Origin of the sequence: Marinomonas mediterranea MMB-1 (assembly GCF_000192865.1) — a bacterium.
Taxonomy (GTDB): domain Bacteria; phylum Pseudomonadota; class Gammaproteobacteria; order Pseudomonadales; family Marinomonadaceae; genus Marinomonas; species Marinomonas mediterranea.
This window is the reverse complement of record NC_015276.1, coordinates 2,188,119-2,211,684: the sequence shown is the minus strand read 5'-3', so window position 1 is coordinate 2,211,684 and position 23,566 is coordinate 2,188,119. Positions and strand designations below refer to the sequence as shown.

Genomic DNA, 23,566 nt, shown 5'->3' with positions numbered 1-23,566 from the left:
CTTCCTATCTTTTTATATCTCTTTAGAGAGCTTTTAAATAATCAACCAATTTTATTCCAGCTTGAAGTATGTGAGCTCTTAGTAATTCTTGAGCCTCATCATATTGGCGCTCCTCTATTAACCGTAGCATATCTTGATGTTCTTGCTGACTAACGTCGCGATACGACATCGGTCCGTATTGAAACCCTAGATACTGAATTGCCTGGATATTCAAACGCTGAACCGTTTCAAACAAAGTGACTCGATTAGCTGGGGCATACAAAATAGCATGAAATTGCCAATTTAACTTGCCCTTTTCTATCAGCAATAACGTGTCGTTATCCAATAATAAATTCGTATCTTTCGCTTTTCCCAGTTGCTCGTGAGTCATGTTAGCAAATGCCAAGCTGAGCAATTTAGGCTCCAATATCGAACGCATCCAATATAAGTCTTCTGCGACCTGAGCATCCAAATTGGGCACCATCACACCCGCTTTACCAGCTTTAACAAGCCACCCCTCAGCTTTTAGTTGTGTAAGACTGTCTCTTACAGGGATACGACTCACGCCATATCGCTCGGACAAGAATTGTTGTCGAATAGGTAAGCCTCTCTCAAAGACACCAGCAAGAATATCGGATTTAATTCTATCGATTAGATCAAGCTTCAATGGATACCACCGCTTAACGCCATTTTTTCTGAATTATTAAGCATATGACACCAAAGACAATACCCCAAAACGCAGATGCAATACCAAAAAGAGATGCGCCTGATGCGGTCATTAAAAATGTAATCAGCGCAGCTTCGCGTGTCTCTTCAGGGTCCAATGCCGTCCTTATATTGTTACCAATCGTTCCAAGCAATGCTAATCCAGCTAATGCCGCCACCATTTCGATTGGCAAGCTCGCGAATAAAACAACAATAGAAGATGCAAATACGGCAGCCAATAAGTAAAAGAGTCCGGCTGATAGGCCTGCGACATAACGCTTAGTCTTATCTGGGTGGCTTTCATCACCAGTGCAAATCGCTGCCGTAATAGCAGCCAAACTAATGGCATAACCACCAAACGGCGCTAAAACCATTGATGCAACTCCAGTCCACCCGACTAAACTCGAAGCGGGAACTTGGTACCCATTTACTTTTAAAACCGCTGCCCCAGGAATATTCTGAGAGGACATAGTAACTAGAAAAAGCGGCAGGCCCACGCCTAATATCGCACCAAGGTTCCATTCTGGAGAGGTCCATATCAATGCCCCTATTGTAAAGCTTGGGTTATTAAACACGACATCATTATCGAGTACCAAATATGCAAACCCAATAAAAAGAACCACTAGAATAGCGTACCTTGGGTAGACCTTTTTAGACAATAAATAGCCGAGTGTCATTGTAACAACCATTAGCATCTCTGATTGTAACGACGTAAATATGGAAAGACCAAACTGGAGAAGAATTCCTGCAAGCATCGCACATGCGATAGGTAAAGGAATCAAGGCCACTAAACGATTAAACATGCCCGTCACGCCAACTAGAACCATGAGTAGTGCAGAGAAAATAAACGCACCAATCGCCTCGGGGTAACTTGCGCCCTCTAGACTTGTCGCTAGCAGAGCAGCACCAGGTGTCGACCACGCCGTCACTACTGGCGCTCTATAATAGAGAGACAAACAAAACCCAGTTGTCGCCATGCCTATTCCAAGTGCTACGATCCAAGATATTTTAATACTATCACTCAACATCAACGCATCAGCGGCATGAAAGACAATAGCAACGGAACTTGAAAACCCAACCAAAACCGCAACAAACCCGGCTAAGACGGCACTTACGCTTATGTCTTTCAAGATTCTCATACCACTACCCCATAGTTTTATTGGATTAAGCACCAACACATAATAGGTGAGCAATGAAAAAATGTATACATTTATTATTTTATATATTTTTAGTGCAAAAAATGGAGCCACAAGGCTCCATTTACATAATTGACAGACTCTTTTAACGCCTTCCCTAGTCTAGTTTGAACAATATAAAGACACTCAGACCATGCGGAGTCGTATCTTCTATACGAATCTCTGCTTCATAGATATCAACAATAGACTTCACTATAGACAAACCTAGGCCTGCTCCCGCCTGCTCACCTGATCTAAAAAATCTCTCTAATAGTCGCTCTCGATTCTCGGAACTGACTCCAACTCCTTCATCGATCACAGACAGTTGAAAATGGGTCGTGTCTATCATTTCTAAACCAATCTCTATCGTACTGTTGTCATAAGAGAATTTAATGGCATTTGAAACCAAGTTCTGTAGAAGGATTTCTAAATGCCCTTGGGAAATGGGATATGACAACACATCAAGTGACTCGATCAGCTCTAAAGTCACACTTCGCTCCCAAGCAATCGGGTACAAGCCAGCTACAACAGAACGCGTCACAGTTAGAACATCAATATCTTCTACAGTGGACTGTACTCGTTGATTTTCTACTCGAGCTGATGCGAGAAGCTGCTCAACAATTCTAGAGCTTCTATCCACGCCATGCGATAGTTGAGCGAGTGCCTCAGCTCTTACGCCTGCGTCCTCAGCTGTGCTTGCATTTTGCGCATGCAACTTCAACACCGCCAGCGGCGTTCTCAATTCATGCGCCGCATCCGCTATCCACCGTTTCTCACGCTCCATTACAAGATCAATTTCGCTAAGCAGCGTATTGAGTGCGGTTTGGATGGGTGTTAACTCTTCTTGCATATCATCCATCTCGATGACTTCAAGTTTATGCGGATTAAGCTTTTTAATTCGCTGAACCAATAGATTCAATGGGTCTAAACCAAGCCGTACCGCCCCCCAAACCAAAAGCGCTAAGATAGGAAAGGTAACCAAACTGGAGAAAAAAGCTTGGGCTGCTATCTGAGAAATCGTTTCACCTCTAATATCAGAGCGCTCGCCAACTACAACAGAAACCTTCTTACCACCTTTGTCTATCGTCAAAGAAAAGGTATACCAGTGATGATCATTTGCTTCCGCTTTGCCAAAACCATACTCATCCATTTCATAAGGCTGAAGCTGCGTATCGCCTGAAATAACCACCAGCTTATCATCGACAAAGAGCTGGTAGTGCAATTTACCTTCATACTCTAATCCCGATTCATCCTCGTCGTCTTCATCTTCTTCAAGCACCATGGCGGGATAAATCACAGTGGTTTTACCATTAAAGTTTTCAACATCGGTCATTTGTGCGAGTTGACGTGCTTGTTGAGCAAGCCGAGCATCAAATAGCTCTTCCACTTCATGTGCAGATAAATAGGTTCCTATCACACCAACTATTAGGCTAGTGAACCCAATGATCGACATAACAAAAAGTACGGTACGTTTCTTTATTGAACTTGGTAAATGAGGTGCGACTCTTTCATGATAAAAATTATTCAGCATCGACAATATAGCCCACCCCTCTGACAGTTCTCACAAGCCCGGAAAAAAGTTTTTTACGTATATGATGAATATGAACTTCAAGCGTATTACTTTCGACATCATCTCCCCATCCATAAAGTAATTGCTGTAGTACATCACGCGTAAATACATGCCCTGGATGGCTCACCAACTCAACAAGTAACGAATACTCTCGACGGGTTAACGTAACTTCTTTATCTTCCATAAAGACTTGCTGGGCGTTCGGCTCAATACGAATATTCTTATACTCAATATGAGCACTTGCTCTGCCCGACGCTCGACGAATCAGCGCTCTTACTCGTGCTTTCAGTTCATCCACTTCGAATGGTTTGACGAGATAGTCGTCTGCACCGGCATCTAATCCCGTAATTCTATCTTCTATAGCATCACGCGCGGTTAATACCAAAACTGGGATTTCAGATTTTAGTAGCCGCATATTTTTCAATACTGAAAAGCCGTCCATTCGAGGTAAACCAACGTCAAGGATAACTAAATCAAAATGCTCTGATTGAAGCGCTTGAGACGCGTGTAAGCCGTCTTTTAGCCAATCAACAGTGTAACCATCCTGACCTAATGCAGTGCATAATCCAGAGCCAAGAGATTCATCGTCCTCAACCACCAATATTCGCATATATTCACCCTTCCCAATGTTTAGCGTCATGAAGAACGTTTTAACCAAGCTCCCCAATCGAAATCCGCCGATACGGCTTTAAATTTAAAGCAACTTACAACCTGTAATAAACCCAATTTTTGTAGAAATTATAATGCCACACTAACATTAACAGAAGCTTAAGTGTCTGATTAAGCATGGAAATCTTATGCCAGAGAACATAATTGCAAACCTTTACAAGCGCCGATTTGAATTATCCACGGTTATAGACCAAGCTTAAAAGAGAGGTCGTTTTAGATATCCATCTAAGGCGTAACCCACACCGTTTTATGTATGACAGTCATGATTAAGGCCCTTAGTAAATGCAGTAGTTTCTAGCAACATTTCCTTTAGAAAGACAAAAAATAATCGGCCTTATTACTTCTCTGCCATCGTCGGAGATGAAGTATGAAGCTTTCAAAAAAAATCAACTTTAGCCTTATAACTACCCTAGTGCTGTTTATCGGATGCACTAGTCAGTACGCTTTCACCTTTGACGAAGAGGAAGCAAAGCTGAATGAAAAACCTTTATATCGAGCAGCTATCATTGACCGTTTTTTCCCGCCCAGTGAGCCTTTTTTAAATGCAAAAGACAAGGAGTCGCACACGTGGATGTATGGTTTGGTAGACGTAGATCGGGACAGGGTTAAAGAGCCTTACTATCATGGAGACATTGTACAGATCATAGCGGCTTCACCTCAGATTGCTTTCACCCGATATCCAATTGAAGGCAAACAAAAGCCGATGAAAGAAATTTTAACAAACTTACGTGTCATTCTAGCAAGAATGCCAACCCTTCCAGTCGATTCTTTAGTCTTGTCTTGGGAATCATCAACACTAATCAGCGCCTTCCCAACACCTTTTGAAAAAAGGTACAGCGAGCGTTATATTCAAGTTTTAAAAGCGTGGGGGAAAAATGACGAGATTTGGTCCGATACTTACCAAGTAATAAGAGCCCTCGAAGCTTTGACAGAGCAAGGAGTGAAAGTATTTACCATTGCAGGCAATAGCGGAGCTCGGACAGTGAACACACTCTCATTCGCTAAAGGAGTGACGACCGTAGGCGCAAAAGAGCCTGAGCTCAGTTACTTTATCACAAATAACGTCTTCGTTGACGTCTATGAGCAGGCCGCTTATGAAATTAAACGCATCGACAACCAGATAGGCCAAACCGTTGGCTACGATATAAACAATGACGGTTGCGAAGACATTCCATTGGCGTTGATTTCTCGGACCAAACAAACAACTCTTCCAGCAAAAGTATGGCCACCAATCAAAGGAAGCTCATTCGCAGCACCTTTAGCGATGAAAAAAGCACTGCTTAATTTACAAGACAATCAAGAAATCGTTTGCCCCACACTATAGTAGAGGTCACTTTTTGGACCTCAAGAACACACTTTCTTCATGTTAAATATGTACGGTTCGAGCGGTTGACTAAAGTAGACGTGAACTCTTCAATATTTCTAGCCAGCCGCCACTGGGAAGCGGATGAGAATACATAAAGCCTTGCATCACGTGGCAACCCGCTTCGCGAAGTTTATTCGCTTGCTGCTCTTCTTCGATACCTTCTGCGATTACCTCGACGTTCAGTTCATGTGCGAGCGACAAAAATGCCTTAACAAACGCAAAGTCATTTTCTCCTGAACTAACGTTATGAACAACAGTACGATCAAGTTTCATATAGTCGAGAGGCAAGCCTTGTAAAAATGACAACGACGAACGGCCTGTTCCTATATCATCGATGGCTACTTTGTAGCCCTTTGTTCTTAGATCTTGAATCAATTCACGGGCATAGATCGCGTTCTTCATGACATCTTGCTCATGAACTTCAAGCGTAAGCAGCTCGACAATCTCAGGCTTTTCTTCATTAAACCGATCTAGGCGATCAATTAATTCAGCAGAGAAAAATTTCCGCCCAGATATATTAACGGAGATTCTCAGACTTTCGAGCGAAAGGCCCTGCTCAAGCCAACTCTCTACGTCCGCACTGACTCGACCAAAGACCCAATCATCAAGCTCGGAAATAATGCCAGTTTCTTCCGCTACATCAATAAATTCCGCTGGTAACAAAAGTCCTTTTTCGGGGTGGCGCCATCTCACTAACGCTTCCGCCCCCACTAGCTTCCCTGTTAATAGGTTGTATTGAGGTTGATAGAATACGTCGAGTTCACTCTTATCGATCGCATTGTGCAAACCTGTTGATATAGATACCCTCTCTTTGGCTTCTTCAGTTAAATTATCCGTATAGATTTGATAACCATCACGCCCTCTCTTCTTCGTCTCATACATTGCCGTATCTGCATTACGGATCAATACATCTACATCTTCCCCATGATCCGGATACACGCAAATACCAATACTTGATGAAACAAAGATCGTCTTATCATTTAAAAAATATGGTTGTCTTAGCGCTTGGTTAATGGATTTCGCAATGGCTTCCGTTGCAGTAACGGAGCTAACTTTATCCAATATAATCATGAACTCATCGCCACCCATTCGGGCAACCACACCGTAGTCACTCACTATTTCATTCAGGGTATTAGCAACGTTCACAAGGAGGTTGTCTCCGGCATCATGGCCGAGAGAGTCGTTAACATTCTTAAATTGATCGAGATCTAGATACAAGAGTGAAAAAAGTTTTCTTGTTTTTTTGTTTGCCTGAATAACTTCCTTCAAACGCAGCGTTCCTAGTAAACGATTAGACAAACCTGTAAGCGGGTCATGATGAGCAAGATAATTAAATTTCTCGCGTTCAGTATCAAGCTGCGAATAACTTTCTTTCAGTTTCCGAGCCATACTATTGAAGGCTGTTTCAATAGACCGCCACTCATCTGCACGGCCGAGGTCGAGTCTTAAATCAAACTGACTTTTTTCCAGCTTTCTTAGTCCTCGAACCAATCTATTTAGAGGCTTATTGATGTGTTTACTAACTACGATATAAATAAAAGCCAACCCGACTAACAAAGCGCCCAGTGTGACTATGGTTACTTGTGCTCGTGATTGCGCCACGTTTTTTTCTAGCTGCTGCTTTAATCCAAGAGCACTGGACTTAACAGACTCTTCATTAATTTTAACCACGTTAAGCAATAAGTTTTGCGACTCAACCAAATCGTCCATTACGTTCCACCGCTGCTCTAAATTCGCTTTCATTTTTCGCAACGACATTTTGTATTTTTTAATTGTACGTATCATTTGCTTCTTGCTGCGGTTGAATTCTAACGCCACTTTAGGGTCGGAAGACAAATGAAAGTTTTCAAGATGAAGTAAAAGGATATCGAGTTCTTTCTGAACCTCAATAATAAGAACTTTTTCAGTCTCTGGTGCAATTCGACTGCGAATGGAGCCTATTTTTTTCCCTATCGTAAGATACGTTTCTCGGATCATATTCATAGGATCTTCAAAGACATGGTCGAAAAGTTCTCCGTCGCTCTGTCTTCCAAGCTGATAATCCGTGTATTCGAAATCTAACTGCTCAATCTCTCGCCCCATACGATTATCGAGTTTGTTTATTTCTTTAATGACCTGATTCAATGTGATTGAACTTCCCAAAAAACGATGGAAGTTATGCACAAACTCATCAATACGCTCGCCAAAACCACCATTATCGGACAGGTCTTTTAGCGCCTGCAAGGGCTCCCCAATATTAAAGCTTTCCTCAATCAGCACTGACTCACTATAAAGGATTGCCTGTTCAAGTAACTGAACGCGAGTAACAAGATCAAAAACTTGGCGACTGGCTTGCGAATTCTGCGTTAAAGACTGAATGTGATCAGATGAGCGCTCTTCGAGCGTCGCTTCAACCGACGCTAAAGACCTTATAACGACATAGAAACCAATACCACAGATAGCAAGTAGTATAAAAATCGACGCGTACAATCGCGCTGCTAATGAGGATACTTTCATTGCTCTTCCCCTTTACCGCTTTTACCAAGCCAAATTGAGAGATAGGCTTCGCGGTAGTTATTTCTAGGCTCATAGACACCGGACTTACCGATGAGCTTAGTCACGTTTTCTCGCGTGATGATGTGCACGGGGGCGGTATATCGACTAGGCGGTGATGAATTGAAACTTCGGTTCAGCTCATCAACAACTTGCCAACCTTGCATGTAAAGAGGCTCTGGGACCGTAGCAAGCTGGAACTGTCCTGTTTTAATGCGGTCATATGCAGCCATACTGCCGTCACCGGCTGATATGTTCACAGGGATAGACATTCCTTTGCTTTGAACTTGTTCATAGACAGGCGTCGCAAAATCGATATACAAATCGTTGATTACTAGCAAGTGAGTAACTTGCTCATCCGATATAAGAGTCTGGACTACTTTATGAGTATGGTTTGCGACTTGATCCAACGGAATATCAAAGTAATCAATGAGTAGACATCGACTGCACTTCTCGACCGTTTTTTTCATAACATTGGCTTTTAACGTAGCAATGCTGTAACGCCTATCGGTAAAAATCGCCGCTTTCATATCACCAGCGCCTTCAGTGATCGCTAAAAGCGCACTTATCTCTGCTACTTCCATTGGGTCAGTAGTAATATTAGCAAACAATCCAAGCTCTTCGTTTCCCTCTGTAGAGTCACTCGAATGCCAACCAACGACTGAAATCCCAAGTTTTTTAGCGACTTTGAGAGCCTCTCTATGGTGCTTTATGTCAATACCACCCAAGATGATGCCATCTGGTTTCATTGCAACGGCACGACGAAGTGCTGCGCCTTGCCTTACTTCTGACCCAAGCGCATCAATAAAGCGAAGTTCCCAGTTTATATGGCTAGACGCTTCAGATACGCCCTGAGCAACACCGTTTACACCGCCATTACGTAGGTCAGAAGCAACAAAAACTATTTTTTTACTGGGTTCGGCCAAAGGACCTTCTGTCGGACCATCCCATCTATCAGCAATAGAAGTAGCACTCGCAACTCGGTCTTTCGCATAATTTAAAAACTCAGTATCTCCTGCCAATAAGGTCTGGCAAAATGCAGCAGATAACAATAACGCGGTGAACTTCAATTTGAACATAAATGTTGATTACTCAAGGGTGACCCGATAATAATATGCTAGATTATTATAATAACCCTAATATCAGAGTCGTACCTCCATGACCTTACAAAAAACTACGTTTCTAACCTCATTCTTTGCACTGTCAACGGTGGCAACAATTGAGTTGGCGAATGCAGATATGGATATTTCTTTCAACGATGCCGTTAGTACAAATAGCGTTCCGGTAACGCAAGAAATAGACTCGCCTATAAGAATTGCATTGATATACCCGAGTGCCGATATTTCAGATTATTGGATTCGTAATTACAAGGCTTTGGTAGGAAGGCTGTCAGAATTAAATATTCCATACACAATTAAAGAATACTCATCTCGTCAGATAGAACACTTTCTGCAATCAAAGTACGTTGAAGAAGTTGTGGGCAATGAAACAGATTTCGACTTTGTTATTTTCGGCCCTACAGAATTAAATATACAGTCCAAAAATATACAAAAGCTTTCTGCAAGCGATGAGTTCTACACCTTTATTTGGGCTTTTCATACACCAGACCCTGATTGGAAGAACACTCCAGATGCCTGGTTTGATTTTTCCAGTGCTATAGGCGCTAAGGCGTTGTGTAATACATTATCAGAAAAACTTGGCTCCGATGTTTATTTTGCGCTCAATCGAGGTATACCTGGTATAACAGACACTCAGCGGTCTCAACTTTTCTCTGATTGTGTAGAAGAAAAAGCAGATTGGCTTAATGTGTATGAACATTTTGGACAATATCAGAAAGGCGGCGGCGCCGATGGAGCGCATTTAGTCGCTAAAAACTTTCCTGAAGTAACCCTACTACACAATGCAAATACGGCCATGACCATGGGCGCAATTGAGGCGTTAAAAAAAGATAATAAATTAGACGACATATACGTGACTGGTTGGGGTGGTACCGCTAAAGAGATAGAAAAAATAAAATTGGGCGAACTAAATGCCACCCCTATGCGCATGAGCGATGACGCAGGCGTCGCGACAGCCGAGGCGATAAAATATTACGTACAAGGTAAGAAAGACGAAGTACCCAATATTTACTTAGGAAGAATTACTGTTGTAACCAGTGACATGGATGAAGCAGAAATTGATGCACTTTCTGATGAAGCATTCCGTTATTCAAGTAAATAACTATACAATCCCCCACCTACTTTAGAATCGTTGACGAAGTAACAACCTCCTCAGGCAAGGCAGGAATAGACGAGAAAATTATGGGCTGTAAATGAGTATTTATAGCCCATTTATAACATTGTCTCTTAAAGAACACCGTAGACGTGCAAACATCTCATGCTATATTTTTGCAGCCTTGTTTTTCCTGGGCTCCACTAACTCTTTTAGAATAGAAACAGCTTTTTCCTCGTCGACAGGATGGCAATAGTAATAACCTTGATGTTTGTTACAGCCCCATTCAATCAAGGTTTCTGCCTGTTCATTCGTTTCGACGCCTTCTGCGATTACTTCGAGAGCAAGGCCTTGCGCTAGGCGTATTATGGATTCACAAATTGTATGCCCTTCTGCTAAATCATGACACTCCTTCACAAAGGATTTATCGATTTTCAGTGTGTCAATTGGCAATGATTTCAAATAATACAAGGATGAATAACCCGTTCCAAAGTCATCAACAGAAATTTCAATTCCAAGGTGTTTTAGTCGCCTCATTACGTCAGCGCACAGTTCCGTATCGTGAAGAAACACCCCTTCCGTCACCTCTACTTTAACAAAACGTCCATTGATCCCATAAAATTTGAGCTTGTCTTCCATGTACTCTATAAAACCACTTGCCATCAAATGCCGACCTGAGACATTGATCGAAATCGGGACAATGTCTATATCTTGCTCGGTGAGAGAAGCAATCAACTTAAGACTCTCATCGATCACGTACTCTCCAATGAGACAGATCAAATGTGACTCTTCCGCAATAGGAATGAAGTCAATGGGTGGAACATTCCCTTTATCAGGGTGATTCCACCTAATCAAGGCTTCAAACTGAACAAGTTGATTAGCGGACGCGTCATAAATAGGCTGGTAATGCAATACAAACTGACGTTGGTCCAGCGCAACCACGAGCTCTTTCTCTAATAGATAGGCATCATTTAGTTCCAATGACATATGCTCATCGTAGAACCTAAGTACGCCACGGCCACTTTGCTTTGCGGCGTACATTGCGGAATCAGCTCTTTGAATCAGTTTTTCTGCGGTCTCATCTTTTTCGGACAAAGCAATACCAACACTGGTCGCCACTTCGACAGGCTTGCCTTCAAGTAAAAAAGGCGTTTTCATCGCGGTAAGGATACGATTCGCCAAATCCTCTATACGAGGTTTCGAGACTTTATCCGTTACCATAATAAGAAATTCATCGCCCCCCCATCTCGCAATAACATCGTCAATATGGCTAATGGAATTCAAACGAGAGGCAACCTCACATAACAGTTCATCTCCTGCTTTGTGTCCCAAAGTGTCATTAATTAACTTAAACTTATCCAAATCTAAAAATAGAAGTGCAACCGTATCACCGGCTTGATTGGCGACTTTTATTGAACGCTCTAATTGTTCGGCCATAAAAGTACGATTATGCAAACTTGTTAACGGGTCACTGTACGCTAGAAACTTTAATCTCTGCTGTAATTTAATATGGCGCGTTATGTCTCTAATATGAAGGGTAAATTCTTGAAATTGCCCATGATCATTTACTGCCTTAGTAATCGTAATTTCAACTGGGAAGGGCTGCGTCTCCCCTCTTAATAACGTGAAATTATTCCGCCGATTTAACACCAAACCCTGAGAATTTGAAAAGCCAAGAGAAAGACTCTGTGACATTTCAACACGTTTATCTTTGCCAACAAAAAGCGAAATAAAATTCTTTGCTTTGACCTGCTTTTTTAACATTCCAAACGTTCGTTCTGCAGCTGGATTAAACTCAACAATCGTTCCTTGACCATCAATGGTCACGATCGCATCCATCGACGAGTTTAATATTGCCGTTTTTCTCATTTCACTTTCTTTGAACCAAAACAGCGCCTGATCACGCTCAGCGATCTCTTGATTCACTTTTTCTAGAACAGAGTTGTACTTTTTAGCGATTTGACCGACTTCAGTAAAAGGCTCGACAGGGACCTGAGACGAGAAGTCAGCTTTATTGTGCTGATCTTCCATCGAATCTAACAAATCTATTAGCTCAGTGGTGGCAAGGTGTTCTGCTTTGTTAAGTCCTTGCTCTTCATCCTGAATAGACACTCGCATCGGCACCCAGCGCGACAAGATGCGAATGAAAATATAAGAAACAACAACACAGTATAGACCGATACTAACAACGCCAATGAGTTGAACTTCAAACTGGGCTAGGCGTGAATATCCAGTTCCAAACAACGCTTTATCTCCCAACAAAGCAACCGCTAATGTGCCCCAGATTCCTGCAAAAAGGTGTGCAGGAACCACATCGAGAGCATCGTCTAGCTTAAGATGCTCCATTAGCTGGCTACCCAAAATAACGATTATTCCACTCACAATACCGACAATACTTGCGGATGCACCTGACATTACGTGACACCCTGCGGTAATCCCTACTAATCCAGCGATAACGCCATTAAGGAGGTGAGTAACATCAACATAACGCTTTGACAGATAAAAACTGACCGCCGCCGCCGCCCCACCCCAAGCCGCAGACAAAAACGTATTCATGATGATCACAGATACGTGACTATTGAGCTCCAATGCACTGCCACCATTAAAACCAATCCAACCAAACCAAATTAAAAGCGCACCCAACCCCGCCAGCGGTAAATTACTCCCCTGAGGGATATGAACACCTTCTGAAAAACGTTTATGGCGCGCCCCAATAACGTAAATAGCAATCAGTGCAACCCAACCACCGACGGAATGCACAACAGTAGAGCCAGCAAAATCAATAAAGCCCATTGCTTCTAGCCAACCTTGCGTCTCGTTTCCAGAGTACACACTATTCCAAGCCCAATGCCCTTGAATTGGATAGATAAATACACCCAGAACCAACGTAATCAGAAGGTAACCCATGAATGTCATACGCTCTGCTACCGCTCCAGAGACAAGCGTCGCAGCGGTGCCACAGAACATCATTTGAAATAATAGAAAGCTTGCACCATAGCCTTCCAGCGATAAGCTGTCAGGCGCGAAATAAGACACACCTATGACACCAGAATAAGATTGACCAAACATCAACCCGAAGCCAACCAACCAAAAAGACAGAGAGGATAAAATAAAGTCGGAAATATTTTTAGCGGCTACATTAATGCTGTTTTTATTGCGAATGCGCCCACTTTCAAGACATAAAAAGCCTGCTTGCATAATAAAAACCAATGCAGCGGACACAAGTAACCAAGCGGTATTTCCCATTAAACAAACTCCTTAGTGACAAGCGCGTCGATTCAACAGCACTTTTCAATAACTCAAGTCTACATCAATACTCGTTAAACTCAGTTTTCATAGAAAATGTGGTGATATAAATAAGTACTGCATTCAATTCTTAGGCCAACTATGTAACATTACGCTACATAACCAACAGAGAAGCACCGGAAAAAAGCGTATGATTTGTAAAACATTACAGTTCTTTTGGTTGGTATAAACTAAGGTTTAACTTATTCTATGTCAGCTAAGGGTGAGGCTACACGCCCTTTAAATGACTATATTAACCGATCGGATTTTGATCTATGGACGAGCTTTTGCTGTTACGCAGCGTCTACAATCGTGTTGAACTTCCCGTATGGGTATTCGATGTCGACACGTCGCATATTATTTGGGCAAATAAATCGGCCCTAGAGCTTTGGGATGCAAAGCAGCTAACAGACTTATTGGATAGAGACATGTCAACTGACATGTCTCCAGCAGTCAAACAACGGCTCAATCAATATTTAGCAGACTTCAAAAAAAATGAGGTTGACTTCAAAGAACAGTGGACGCTTTACCCCAATGGACAGCCGGTCACCCTTAATATTCGTTTTTCCGGCATTGAGCTGGCACAAGGTCGATACGCTATATTGTGTGAAGGGTACGATGTTCAAGAAGCAAAGCCAGATGCGATTCGTGGCATAGATGCCCTACTGCACACTCAACTTATGATATCGCTTCATGTAGCTTATGGGGAAACGCTGTATATGAACCCTGTCGCGAGACGCACATTTGGTAGCCCAAACACAGATTTATCCGATCGTTTTTACGACCCTAATGACTACCTTAAACTAATGTCGGATATAAAGCGCACAGGAGACGGCACTTGTATCTCCAAAGTTTTCACTTCGACTGGCGAAAAGTGGCATGAAATCATCGCCCGATCGTGTCACGATCCAATTAGCGGTAAACCTTCAGTCCTAGTAAGTGCAACTGACGTTAGTGAATTGAAGGCGGCTGAAGCTCGCGCTCACCAAATAGCCTATACCGACGCGCTTACAAAGCTACCAAATAGGCGATCGTTGACTCGTATTTTTGAGCGAGTTGTAAAACAAGCTTCTCAGAAAGGGCGCCTACTAAGTATTCAGTTTCTAGATCTCGACGAATTTAAAGCCATCAACGATACACTTGGCCATAAACAAGGCGATAAAGTACTAATCGAGATCGCACATAGGCTGCGCTCGATGGTTAAAGTAGACGATGAAATAGTTCGTCTCGGCGGTGATGAATTCCTGTTATTTATACAAGCCGATGAGCAATCAGATGCAATTAGGCTGTCTGATGAGGTGTTATCCAACCTATCTCATCCTATTACGCTTGAAGATGCCAACATTAAAATCACGCCAAGTATTGGGATCGCTTTTTACGAAAAAGAGGGGGACACAATCGACACACTCATGCAGTGTGCAGACATTGCAATGTACTGTGCAAAGTCCGCAGGTAGAAATCAACACTGTGTTTTCAAAAGCGATATGAAAAGCCGATTGGATCGTGAACATAATCTTATAAAAAGCGTAAAGCACTACCCACTAAGCGAACAATTTAGACTGTATTTTCAACCTCGGTTCAATCTTAAAACCAAACAGATACATAGCTTAGAGGCGCTCATACGCTGGGAGCACCCGATGTATGGAATGCTGTATCCTGAAGACTTTATCCCTCTTCTGGAAAAATCCAATCTTATTGATGCGGTTGGTAGCTGGGTCATTGAAGAAACCATTCAGCAGCTCTGCAATTGGCGACAACGCTCTATTTTTGTTTCGCTGTCGGTCAATGTTTCGATTAACCAACTGCATAGCGAAGAATTTTCAAAATTTATTCTAGATAACCTTGAGCGTGAGCAATTGCCTCCAGAATCAATAGAACTTGAGCTAACGGAAACATCTATGTTTAAAAACAGCCCAGCAGCACAGCGAAATATTGAAAACCTACAAGCAGCGGGTATTAAGATTGCCATTGATGATTTCGGTACAGGGTATTCAAATTTAGCCCGTTTAACACAAATGTCGGTCGACTGTATCAAGCTGGATAAAAGCCTAATTAGAAGTTTGCCTAAGAATGAAAAAATTGTTGGTAAAGTGATTGAAATATGCCACGCGATGAGTGCATCTGTGGTGGCCGAAGGCATTGAAACTCAAGAAATGGCCTACCTTTGTGAGCAACTGGGATGCGAAGAACTTCAAGGTTTCTTTATTGCTGAAGCTTTACAACCGAATGATGTTGAAAAGTTTCTTTCGGACGTTCCTCATATACTCTAGTAACATTTACTATTGGCATGAAATATTACTAAAAAGATCGCCCATTACAACCCAAAAGAAATATATAAAAAAAGCGGCTTTCACCTGAAAGCCGCTTTTTTCAACTTACCTATGACTTATCATTGTCTGGTTAGTCGATCATTTCCTAGAACAATCTCAGTAGAAGATCTATACGGGTTTATATCCAACCCTCCACGTCTTACATATCGTGCATACACAATCAGGCTTTCAGGCTGACAGCGCTGCATAATATCAATGAAGATTCGCTCTACACACTGTTCGTGAAAATCTGTGTGCTCTCGGAACGATACAATGTATTTTAATAAAGAGGCATGATCGATCTTCATACCTTTGTAGTCGATAAATACCGAACCCCAATCAGGTTGATTTGTAACGGGGCAGTTAGACCTCAATAAATGGCTTACTAAACGCTCCTCTACCACACCATCATGCTCGCGCTGCAATAACTCACTATTTGGCTGGTAGGTATCAATATCAACATCGATCTCGTCTATACAGTAGTCTGGGGTCAGTACAACCAAAGACTCCATTGAATCAACGTCTCGAAGTATAACGGTGACAGGAGCACCTGCTGCCGCGCTTAAATCGCGTTCCATAATCGCTTGCACGGAAGCAAAATGCTCATGCTTCATTTGATTAAATGAATTGAGATACAGCTTGAATGATTTAGACTCAATAATATTCGGCGAGTCATGTGGAATACGAAACTCTCCTAAAGCGACAACCGGCTTACCTTTTAAATTAAGCCAAGATAGTTCATACGCATTCCAAATATCCTCACCAAAAAAGGGCAGCCTGTCCTCTTCGATACCCATTTCGCCCCATTTATCAACGCGGGGAATTGGAAATAACAGCGACGCATCGTAAGTTGATACGTATTCTGTCTTTTGACCTAGGGGCAACACACCCATAACATCTACCTCAATCTCTAATACCACGACCTTGATTTAATCTGTTTAAACCAAAGCAATACAATAAAACGATAAACAAACAAACAATAATTAGTGCCCAGTATACATTAATATCAGACACACCCAGAATACCGAATCTAAATGCATTAACCATATATAGAATTGGATTCAATAAGGATACGTTTTGCCAAAAGTCAGGCAACAAGTCAATCGAATAAAAAACGCCACCAAGGTACGTAAGGGGCGTAAGCACAAACGTCGGTATGATCGAAATATCATCGAAACTTCTTGCATACAGAGCATTCACAAAACCACCTAATGAGAACATTATCGACGTCAAGATCACGACCAATATAGTCAAGAAGACGTTTTCCAATGGCAAATGTGAAAAGAACAACGACAGGATAGTCACAATAAAACCGACCGCCAGTCCTCGAGCGACACCACCTAAAACATAGCCAAGAAGAATGACATAATTTGGCGTTGGTGATACCAACATTTCCTGAATACTATGTTGAAATTTAACAGAGAAAAACGAAGACGCTACGTTAGAGTATGAGTTGGTTATCACGGACATCATGATCAAACCGGGAACGATATACTGCATATAGCTAAAGCCGCCCATTTCACCGATTTTTGAGCCGATCAGATTACCAAAAATAGCAAAATAGAGCGTCATAGTGATTGCGGGCGGCAGCAATGTTTGTGGCCATATTCGCATAAACCGACGAATTTCACGTCGAAAAATAGTAAAAAAGGCAATCCATATTTCTGAGTTCTTCATTCGTCTTACCCGTTTGTTAGTTTTACAAATAGCTCTTCAAGTCGATTCGATTTATTTCTCATACTTAGCACCTGACAGCCTAAACGATCCAACTCTAAAACAACGCCATTTAAAGATTGACCTTTCGTCACTTCAATCTCCAACGACATGCCGTCTGCGGAAGTGCTAATTTTATAATCAGGAAGTGCAAAATCGTTATCGATTGACTGGCTTAAATCTAATATAAAGGTTTCTTGGTTTAGTGTTTTAAGCAATGCTTTAACACTCGTATTTTCGACAATTTCACCCGCGTTAATAATCGCAATATTACGGCAAAGCTGCTCCGCTTCTTCGAGGTAGTGTGTCGTCAGTATTATTGTTGTACCGGATTCATTTAACTCCGTAATGAACTCCCACATTGAACGTCTTAATTCGATATCGACACCCGCAGTAGGTTCATCAAGTATCAAGATTTCTGGCTCATGAACAAGAGCACGCGCAATCATCAATCTTCGCTTCATGCCGCCAGACAACATACGTGATTGCACATCTTTTTTATCCCAAAGCCCTAATTGCTTGAGGTACTTTTCTGCACGCTCTTCTGCGACCTGAGCAGGAATACCATAAAAGCCAGCCTGAGTGACAACCACATTAAACACGGTTTCAAACACATTAAAGTTGAATTCTTGTGGGACAACACCAAGATGCTGTTTCGCTTTAGCGAAGTTATCGTCAATATCGTTACCGCTAATAGAAACCTTGCCGGATGTTTTATTTACCAAGGAGCACATTATACCTATGGTCGTGGACTTCCCGGCGCCATTGGGTCCTAATAGAGCAAAAAAATCGCCCTTCTCTACTTTTAAATTAACGCCCTTTAACGCCTCAAAACCATTGTCATATCGTTTCTTTAAGTCACTAATTTCAAGTGCATATGTCATAATATAGATCTCTGTGGCTTAGCTAACATCTATCGTACAATGCGCAATATAATTAACAGCATATTGCTACACAATCAAAATGAAAGGTTAAACTGTGAATATACGTACCGCGTACATTATCAATACGCTCAAACAACTTAATGATCGCCTTCTAGAACACGACCCATTTAATAGAGAGCATTTAGCAGAGGAAGAATCTGATTTCATCGAAAAGATGGGCGACCTCTTTACTATTCCTGCAGAAGGGAATCCCGAGTTCCTATTTGAAATTCAGGAGCTGCTTTCAAGATTTGTTCGCTGCTACCCTAACTTAGTTCCTCTAATGAAACGCGAGCTTCTATGGTTTGCTGGCGGTGAGTGCCTACACTTTCTAGGAGATGAAGAACTGTCTGTATATGAATTATTGGAAGAAGAAATTTATCAACTCGAAAGTTCGAGTCAAGAATATAGTATTTCTGAACTTTTAGAAAAAATCAGAAAGCCCAAACAACCTCTTCACTAATAATTTCTTATTTATGTTGGTTTATATTTCAAAACAACTATAAACCAACATAAAAAAATCTTGAACGCAACATATCTAAATACTAGCTAGCCTTGCGGAACACTAGGGTTCCATTCGTACCGCCAAACCCAAACGAATTATTAAGCACCAGCTCAATATTTCGCTTCTGAGCAGTCATAGATACATAGTTCAAATCACACCCGTCACTAGGATCATCTAGGTTAATAGTAGGCGGAGCAACTTGATCTCGAATGGCTAGGATGGAGAAGATAGACTCTACTGCTCCAGAAGCACCCAATAAATGACCTATCATCGATTTGGTAGAGCTTATAGCAACATCAGAAGCATCTGCGCCCATCAAACTTTTCACTGCTTCGCTTTCTGCTAAATCACCAGCAGGTGTCGAAGTACCGTGAGCGTTTATATAATCAATATCCGCAGGTGAAGCCTTAGCATCTCGCAATGCGGCAGACATCGCTGCGATCGCTCCAGAACCTGTTTCTGGTGGCGCGGTAATATGATGTGCATCATCGCTCATACCAAAACCAGCAAGTTCAGCGTAAATCTTCGCACCCCGCGCTTTTGCATGCTCGTACTCTTCAAGTACCAACACTCCAGCACCATCTCCCATGACAAAACCATCGCGGTCTTTATCCCATGGACGGCTAGCCGTTTTCGGGTCATCATTTCTAGTAGACAGCGCTCTAGCAGCACCAAAACCACCAATACCAAGTGGCGTAATTGCCATTTCAGCGCCACCAGCAATCATAACGTCAGCATCGCCATAAGCAATCATTCTTCCAGCCATGCCAATATTATGCGTTCCAGTCGTACACGCAGTCACTATTGATATATTTGGACCTTTAAACCCAAATCGTATAGCTACGTGCCCAGAAATCATATTAATGATCGCACCAGGAACAAAGAATGGTGAAATTCGCTTAGGACCAGATTCATTTAGAAGCGCTAAATTTTTTTCTATCATTGGTAAACCACCAATGCCAGAACCAATCGCACATCCGACACGCGACAAATCTGCAGTCGTTTCATTGATATCTGCATCATCAAGTGCTTGCACAGATGCTGCGATACCGTATTGGATAAACACATCCATTTTTCTAGCTTCTTTCACAGACATATACTGCGCAGCATCGAAATCTCGTACTTGCGCCGCAAATCGCGTCGAAAATGAGCTAGTATCAAAATGTTCTATATCGGATACGCCACTTTTCCCTTCTAGCACCTTATCCCATGTGTCTTCCACATTGTTGCCAAGGGGTGTCACCATTCCCATTCCTGTGACCACAACTCGACGACGAGACATAGAAATCCTCCAAATTACGCTCTTCCTAGGTCGTAGGCAATTCCACCTATTACCATGAATAAGAAAAGCCGCTGTACAACAAAATACAAGCGGCTTTTCGGAAACTCAGATCACTAGAGTATTACAAGTTAGCGTTGATGTAATCGTTCGCAGCTTGTACAGTAGTGATTTTTTCAGCTTCTTCATCAGGAATTTCAGTTTCAAATTCCTCTTCAAGAGCCATAACAAGCTCTACAGTATCTAGGGAATCAGCGCCCAAGTCATCTACGAAAGATGCTGAAGCAACAACTTCTTCCTCTTTAACACCTAGCTGTTCACAAACAATTTTTTTAACGCGTTCTTCAATGCTACTCATTGGAAGTTCCTACTCTACTCGTCAATAGCTCATTTGAGCATATTATAATGTTCTAACGCCTGCTGGCGTGATTCTCAATCTGAACCGGAGACGTATTCTCGTTGAATTCGATATAAAATTCAACCCAAATTATGACATGTACATGCCACCGTTGACATGCAACGTTTCTCCAGTTATGTATGCCGCACCCTCAGACGCCAAAAAAGCAACCGCAGAAGCGATTTCTTCAGGCTGACCCAAGCGAGCAGCAGGCACTTTAGATACCAGATTCGCTTTATGCTCTTCTGGTAAAACTTTTGTCATATCGGTTTCAATAAAACCTGGAGCAACACAATTCACTGTGATGCCACGAGAGCCAATTTCCGCAGCCAATGAACGACTAAAACCCTCAAGCCCTGCTTTTGCAGCTGAATAGTTTGTTTGCCCTCCATTGCCCATTGAACCGACAACCGAACTAATACTAATTATGCGGCCAAATTTAGCCTTTGTCATGCCTCTAAGGCAGGCTTTGGATACACGGAAAACAGAGCTCAAGTTTGTATTGATCACTTGATCCCATTCGTCACCCTTCATGCGCATCATGAGATTATCACGCGTGATGCCTGCATTATTAACCAATACAGTGGGAGCGCCAAATTCTGCTGTAATCTGCTTTATAGTACTGTCTACTGAATCAGCATCAGAAACATCTAGAATATAACCTTTGCCGTGCTCACCCAAGTACTCACTGATACTTTGAGCACCTGATTCACTAGTTGCTGTACCGATTACTGTAGCACCTTGTGCAACCAATGCCTGCGCAATCGCCTTGCCAATTCCTCGCGTAGCTCCCGTTACCAGAGCAACTTTTCCATTTAGACTCATTTCAACCTCAGTTCTAATTTTAATGCTGTATTCGCTTAAAGCGCTGCTTCCAATCCAGCCAAATCTCCAATTGAAGCAGCACCAATACCTTTAACAATCCGTTTGTTCAGCCCTGAAAGCACTTTACCAGGACCACATTCTATCGTTTTAACAACACCAAGACTTGATAGCAACTGAACAGATTGCGTCCAAAGCACAGGCTGACTTAACTGCGCCACCAAATTCTTTTTAATAATTGCAGCATCAGAAACCGCTTCTGCAGACACGTTTTGCACCAAGGTGATCTTTGGCTCATTAAACGCAATACTATCCAGTTTAACAGCAAGCTTCTCACCCGCTGGAATCATCAATTCGCAATGAGAAGGAACACTTACCGGTAAAGGTAACGCTCGCTTAGCACCTGCCTCTTTGGCGTTCGCCATAGCCTGTTCTACAGGCTCTTTATGCCCTGCGATAACAACTTGGCCGGGGGAATTAAAGTTAACAGCACTCACGACGCCAGATTCAACTTTAGCACACACTGCTACGACATCTTCATCAGCCAAACCGATGATAGCAGCCATAGCACCCTCACCAGCAGGAACCGCTGTCTGCATAAACTCACCGCGAAGCTTAACCAGCTCAACAGCATCTTTAAACTCAATCACACCCGCACACACGAGCGCCGAATATTCACCAAGACTGTGGCCTGCAACGTAAGCTGGCTGGTCACCGCCAAGCTCTTCCCAAAGTCGCCACAAAGCAACACTAGCAGTTAAAAGCGCAGGTTGCGTTTTATCTGTTTGATTTAGACGTTCGGAATCGTTCTGAACGAGATCCCACAAATCATAGCCAAGTATCTCTGAAGCCTCAGCGAACGTCGCCGTCACAATATCATGTTTCTCGGCCAAATCGGCCAACATACCTAAAGCTTGTGATCCTTGTCCAGGAAAAACAAAAGCTAGCTCATTATTCATACAAAGCCCTCTTTTTCTAATTTTTTATCAATTGCACACCAAAGGTCTGCTCGCGCCATTTCGATGCCGTGCTCAATTGCACCAATAGCTGCGCGGAAATCAGATCTGCCGTGCCCTTTTACCAAATTGCCACGCACACCAATAAAACTCGCCCCATGGTGTCGTTCATTTTCGTAAAAAGACTCTAACATTTGTTTATTTGCCCCAGTTTTAACGAGCTTCTGTGAAAAGTATGTCAATAAGCCTTCAGAAGCCTTCAATACCGTATTACCCACCATGCCATCACAGACAAGCACATTATTCTCTCCATCAAATAGATCAAAACCTTCGGCGTAGCCATTATAGACAGGCCATAGCCGCGAAGATAAGGCAGAGTCTGCTTGCCTAATAACGGAATTCCCCTTTGTACTCTCCACCCCAACATTAAGCAGTGCAACTTTAGCAACTTCAGAGCGAAGCACCTCAGTATAAGCAGCGCCCAAAATGGCAAAGCCTTCTAGCATCTGAGCGGGACAATGAACATTTGCACCAAGATCCAATAAGCAACGCAATGGATTAAGACGTAGCTCTCTAACTAAAGCTGGGTAAAGTCGGGGGCGGATTAACCCTAACAGACGACGCGCCAAAGCGACCATTGCCGCAGTATTACCTAACGTAACGACGACATCATGTTGACCCGCTGACATGTCAGACAAACTTTTGTAGAGAGTGCTTTCTGAACGCTTATAAAGAGAGCGATCGACTTGCTCATCCCCAGCAATAAAATCCTGACAGAATACGGTCTTTAAGCGTTGGCGTGAAGAAGAATCGAGTTGAGAGAAATCATCGGATGAAAGGCCATCATCCTGTGAAAGATAGAGTGTGATGTTAACGCGTTCATGGCGATCAAGCACTTCTTTCGCTGCTTGAAAAGCAATGCGGGGACCTAAGTCCCCGCCCATAGCGTCGATAGCTACCCGAATCATAAGGGTAACTATTTATTCACCTTTAGGGGTGATTACTTGACGACCACGGTAAAAACCGTCTGCAGAAACATGGTGGCGACGGTGTAGTTCACCAGTAGTTTGTTCAACAGAAAGTGTTGCGCTTGTCAAAGCATCATGAGAACGACGTTGGCCACGACGTGAACGAGTTACTTTGCTTTTTTGTACAGCCATTTTTGGAGCT

The 23,566-nt window shown here is 42.5% G+C and carries 20 protein-coding genes; 4 read left to right on the top strand and 16 right to left on the bottom strand.

Going from position 1 to position 23,566, the window contains the following annotated elements; translation table 11 throughout:
• Positions 1-22: 22 nt before the first annotated feature.
• The 4 genes from MARME_RS10180 to MARME_RS10165 form a co-directional block, all read right to left on the bottom strand.
• On the bottom strand, positions 23-646 hold the full coding sequence (locus tag MARME_RS10180) for a GntR family transcriptional regulator (protein ID WP_013661178.1): 624 nt from the start codon (positions 644-646) through the stop codon (positions 23-25).
• Positions 647-659: 13 nt separating this feature from the next.
• Positions 660-1,823 carry a benzoate/H(+) symporter BenE family transporter gene (locus MARME_RS10175; protein ID WP_041647875.1) on the bottom strand — a complete coding sequence of 388 codons (1,164 nt, stop codon included), beginning with the start codon at positions 1,821-1,823 and terminating at the stop codon, positions 660-662.
• A gap of 154 nt (positions 1,824-1,977) precedes the next feature.
• Complete coding sequence (locus tag MARME_RS10170) at positions 1,978-3,390, bottom strand: ATP-binding protein (RefSeq protein ID WP_013661176.1); 1,413 nt, start codon at positions 3,388-3,390, stop codon at positions 1,978-1,980.
• Positions 3,380-4,039 (bottom strand): response regulator, encoded by a 660-nt coding sequence (locus tag MARME_RS10165; RefSeq protein WP_013661175.1) that lies wholly within the window; start codon positions 4,037-4,039, stop codon positions 3,380-3,382. The genes MARME_RS10170 and MARME_RS10165 overlap by 11 nt, the downstream gene beginning before the upstream one ends.
• 426 nt (positions 4,040-4,465) lie before the next feature.
• Between MARME_RS10165 and MARME_RS10160 the strand changes: the two genes are divergently transcribed.
• Positions 4,466-5,422, top strand: a complete 957-nt coding sequence (locus tag MARME_RS10160) for a hypothetical protein (protein ID WP_013661174.1) — start codon at positions 4,466-4,468, stop codon at positions 5,420-5,422.
• A 69-nt stretch (positions 5,423-5,491) separates the two neighbouring features.
• On the opposite strand, the gene MARME_RS10155 is transcribed toward MARME_RS10160, so the two are convergent.
• Both MARME_RS10155 and MARME_RS10150 read right to left on the bottom strand, forming a co-directional pair.
• On the bottom strand, positions 5,492-7,960 hold the full coding sequence (locus tag MARME_RS10155) for an EAL domain-containing protein (protein WP_013661173.1): 2,469 nt from the start codon (positions 7,958-7,960) through the stop codon (positions 5,492-5,494).
• Positions 7,957-9,075 (bottom strand): ABC transporter substrate-binding protein, encoded by a 1,119-nt coding sequence (locus MARME_RS10150; protein WP_013661172.1) that lies wholly within the window; start codon positions 9,073-9,075, stop codon positions 7,957-7,959. The genes MARME_RS10155 and MARME_RS10150 overlap by 4 nt, the downstream gene beginning before the upstream one ends.
• A gap of 79 nt (positions 9,076-9,154) precedes the next feature.
• On the opposite strand from MARME_RS10150, the gene MARME_RS10145 reads away from it, so the two are divergent.
• Positions 9,155-10,216 carry a substrate-binding domain-containing protein gene (locus tag MARME_RS10145; RefSeq protein WP_013661171.1) on the top strand — a complete coding sequence of 354 codons (1,062 nt, stop codon included), beginning with the start codon at positions 9,155-9,157 and terminating at the stop codon, positions 10,214-10,216.
• Positions 10,217-10,375: 159 nt separating this feature from the next.
• Here MARME_RS10145 and amt read toward each other — a convergent pair whose 3' ends face one another.
• Complete coding sequence (amt, locus tag MARME_RS10140; RefSeq protein ID WP_013661170.1) at positions 10,376-13,453, bottom strand: ammonium transporter; 3,078 nt, start codon at positions 13,451-13,453, stop codon at positions 10,376-10,378.
• A gap of 314 nt (positions 13,454-13,767) precedes the next feature.
• On the opposite strand from amt, the gene MARME_RS10135 reads away from it, so the two are divergent.
• Positions 13,768-15,762 carry a sensor domain-containing protein gene (locus tag MARME_RS10135; RefSeq protein ID WP_013661169.1) on the top strand — a complete coding sequence of 665 codons (1,995 nt, stop codon included), beginning with the start codon at positions 13,768-13,770 and terminating at the stop codon, positions 15,760-15,762.
• Between the two features lie 119 nt (positions 15,763-15,881).
• On the opposite strand, the gene queF is transcribed toward MARME_RS10135, so the two are convergent.
• Genes queF through MARME_RS10120 form a run of 3 tightly spaced genes read right to left on the bottom strand, consistent with a single transcriptional unit; the run spans position 15,882 to position 18,398 of the window.
• Positions 15,882-16,694 carry an NADPH-dependent 7-cyano-7-deazaguanine reductase QueF gene (gene queF, locus MARME_RS10130; protein WP_013661168.1) on the bottom strand — a complete coding sequence of 271 codons (813 nt, stop codon included), beginning with the start codon at positions 16,692-16,694 and terminating at the stop codon, positions 15,882-15,884.
• Between the two features lie 10 nt (positions 16,695-16,704).
• Positions 16,705-17,478, bottom strand: a complete 774-nt coding sequence (locus MARME_RS10125) for an ABC transporter permease (RefSeq protein ID WP_013661167.1) — start codon at positions 17,476-17,478, stop codon at positions 16,705-16,707.
• Positions 17,479-17,483: 5 nt separating this feature from the next.
• On the bottom strand, positions 17,484-18,398 hold the full coding sequence (locus MARME_RS10120; RefSeq protein ID WP_013661166.1) for an ABC transporter ATP-binding protein: 915 nt from the start codon (positions 18,396-18,398) through the stop codon (positions 17,484-17,486).
• A gap of 94 nt (positions 18,399-18,492) precedes the next feature.
• Here MARME_RS10120 and MARME_RS10115 point away from each other — a divergent pair, with 94 nt between their 5' ends.
• Entirely contained in the window at positions 18,493-18,900 is a 408-nt protein-coding gene (locus MARME_RS10115; RefSeq protein ID WP_013661165.1) for a PA2817 family protein, read from the top strand.
• An 82-nt stretch (positions 18,901-18,982) separates the two neighbouring features.
• Here the strand turns inward: MARME_RS10115 and fabF are convergent, their stop codons facing one another.
• The 6 genes from fabF to rpmF all read right to left on the bottom strand — a co-directional run bounded on the left by fabF (position 18,983) and on the right by rpmF (position 23,556).
• Positions 18,983-20,224, bottom strand: a complete 1,242-nt coding sequence (gene fabF, locus MARME_RS10110; RefSeq protein WP_013661164.1) for a beta-ketoacyl-ACP synthase II — start codon at positions 20,222-20,224, stop codon at positions 18,983-18,985.
• A 121-nt stretch (positions 20,225-20,345) separates the two neighbouring features.
• Positions 20,346-20,579, bottom strand: a complete 234-nt coding sequence (acpP, locus tag MARME_RS10105; protein WP_013661163.1) for an acyl carrier protein — start codon at positions 20,577-20,579, stop codon at positions 20,346-20,348.
• A gap of 129 nt (positions 20,580-20,708) precedes the next feature.
• A complete protein-coding gene (gene fabG / locus MARME_RS10100) occupies positions 20,709-21,443 on the bottom strand; it encodes a 3-oxoacyl-ACP reductase FabG (RefSeq protein WP_013661162.1) in 735 nt (244 codons plus the stop codon).
• A gap of 35 nt (positions 21,444-21,478) precedes the next feature.
• Positions 21,479-22,399 carry an ACP S-malonyltransferase gene (gene fabD, locus MARME_RS10095; RefSeq protein ID WP_013661161.1) on the bottom strand — a complete coding sequence of 307 codons (921 nt, stop codon included), beginning with the start codon at positions 22,397-22,399 and terminating at the stop codon, positions 21,479-21,481.
• A complete protein-coding gene (locus MARME_RS10090; protein ID WP_013661160.1) occupies positions 22,396-23,364 on the bottom strand; it encodes a fatty acid synthesis protein in 969 nt (322 codons plus the stop codon). The genes fabD and MARME_RS10090 overlap by 4 nt, the downstream gene beginning before the upstream one ends.
• Positions 23,365-23,376: 12 nt before the next feature.
• Positions 23,377-23,556 carry a 50S ribosomal protein L32 gene (gene rpmF / locus MARME_RS10085; RefSeq protein WP_013661159.1) on the bottom strand — a complete coding sequence of 60 codons (180 nt, stop codon included), beginning with the start codon at positions 23,554-23,556 and terminating at the stop codon, positions 23,377-23,379.
• Positions 23,557-23,566 lie beyond the last annotated feature (10 nt).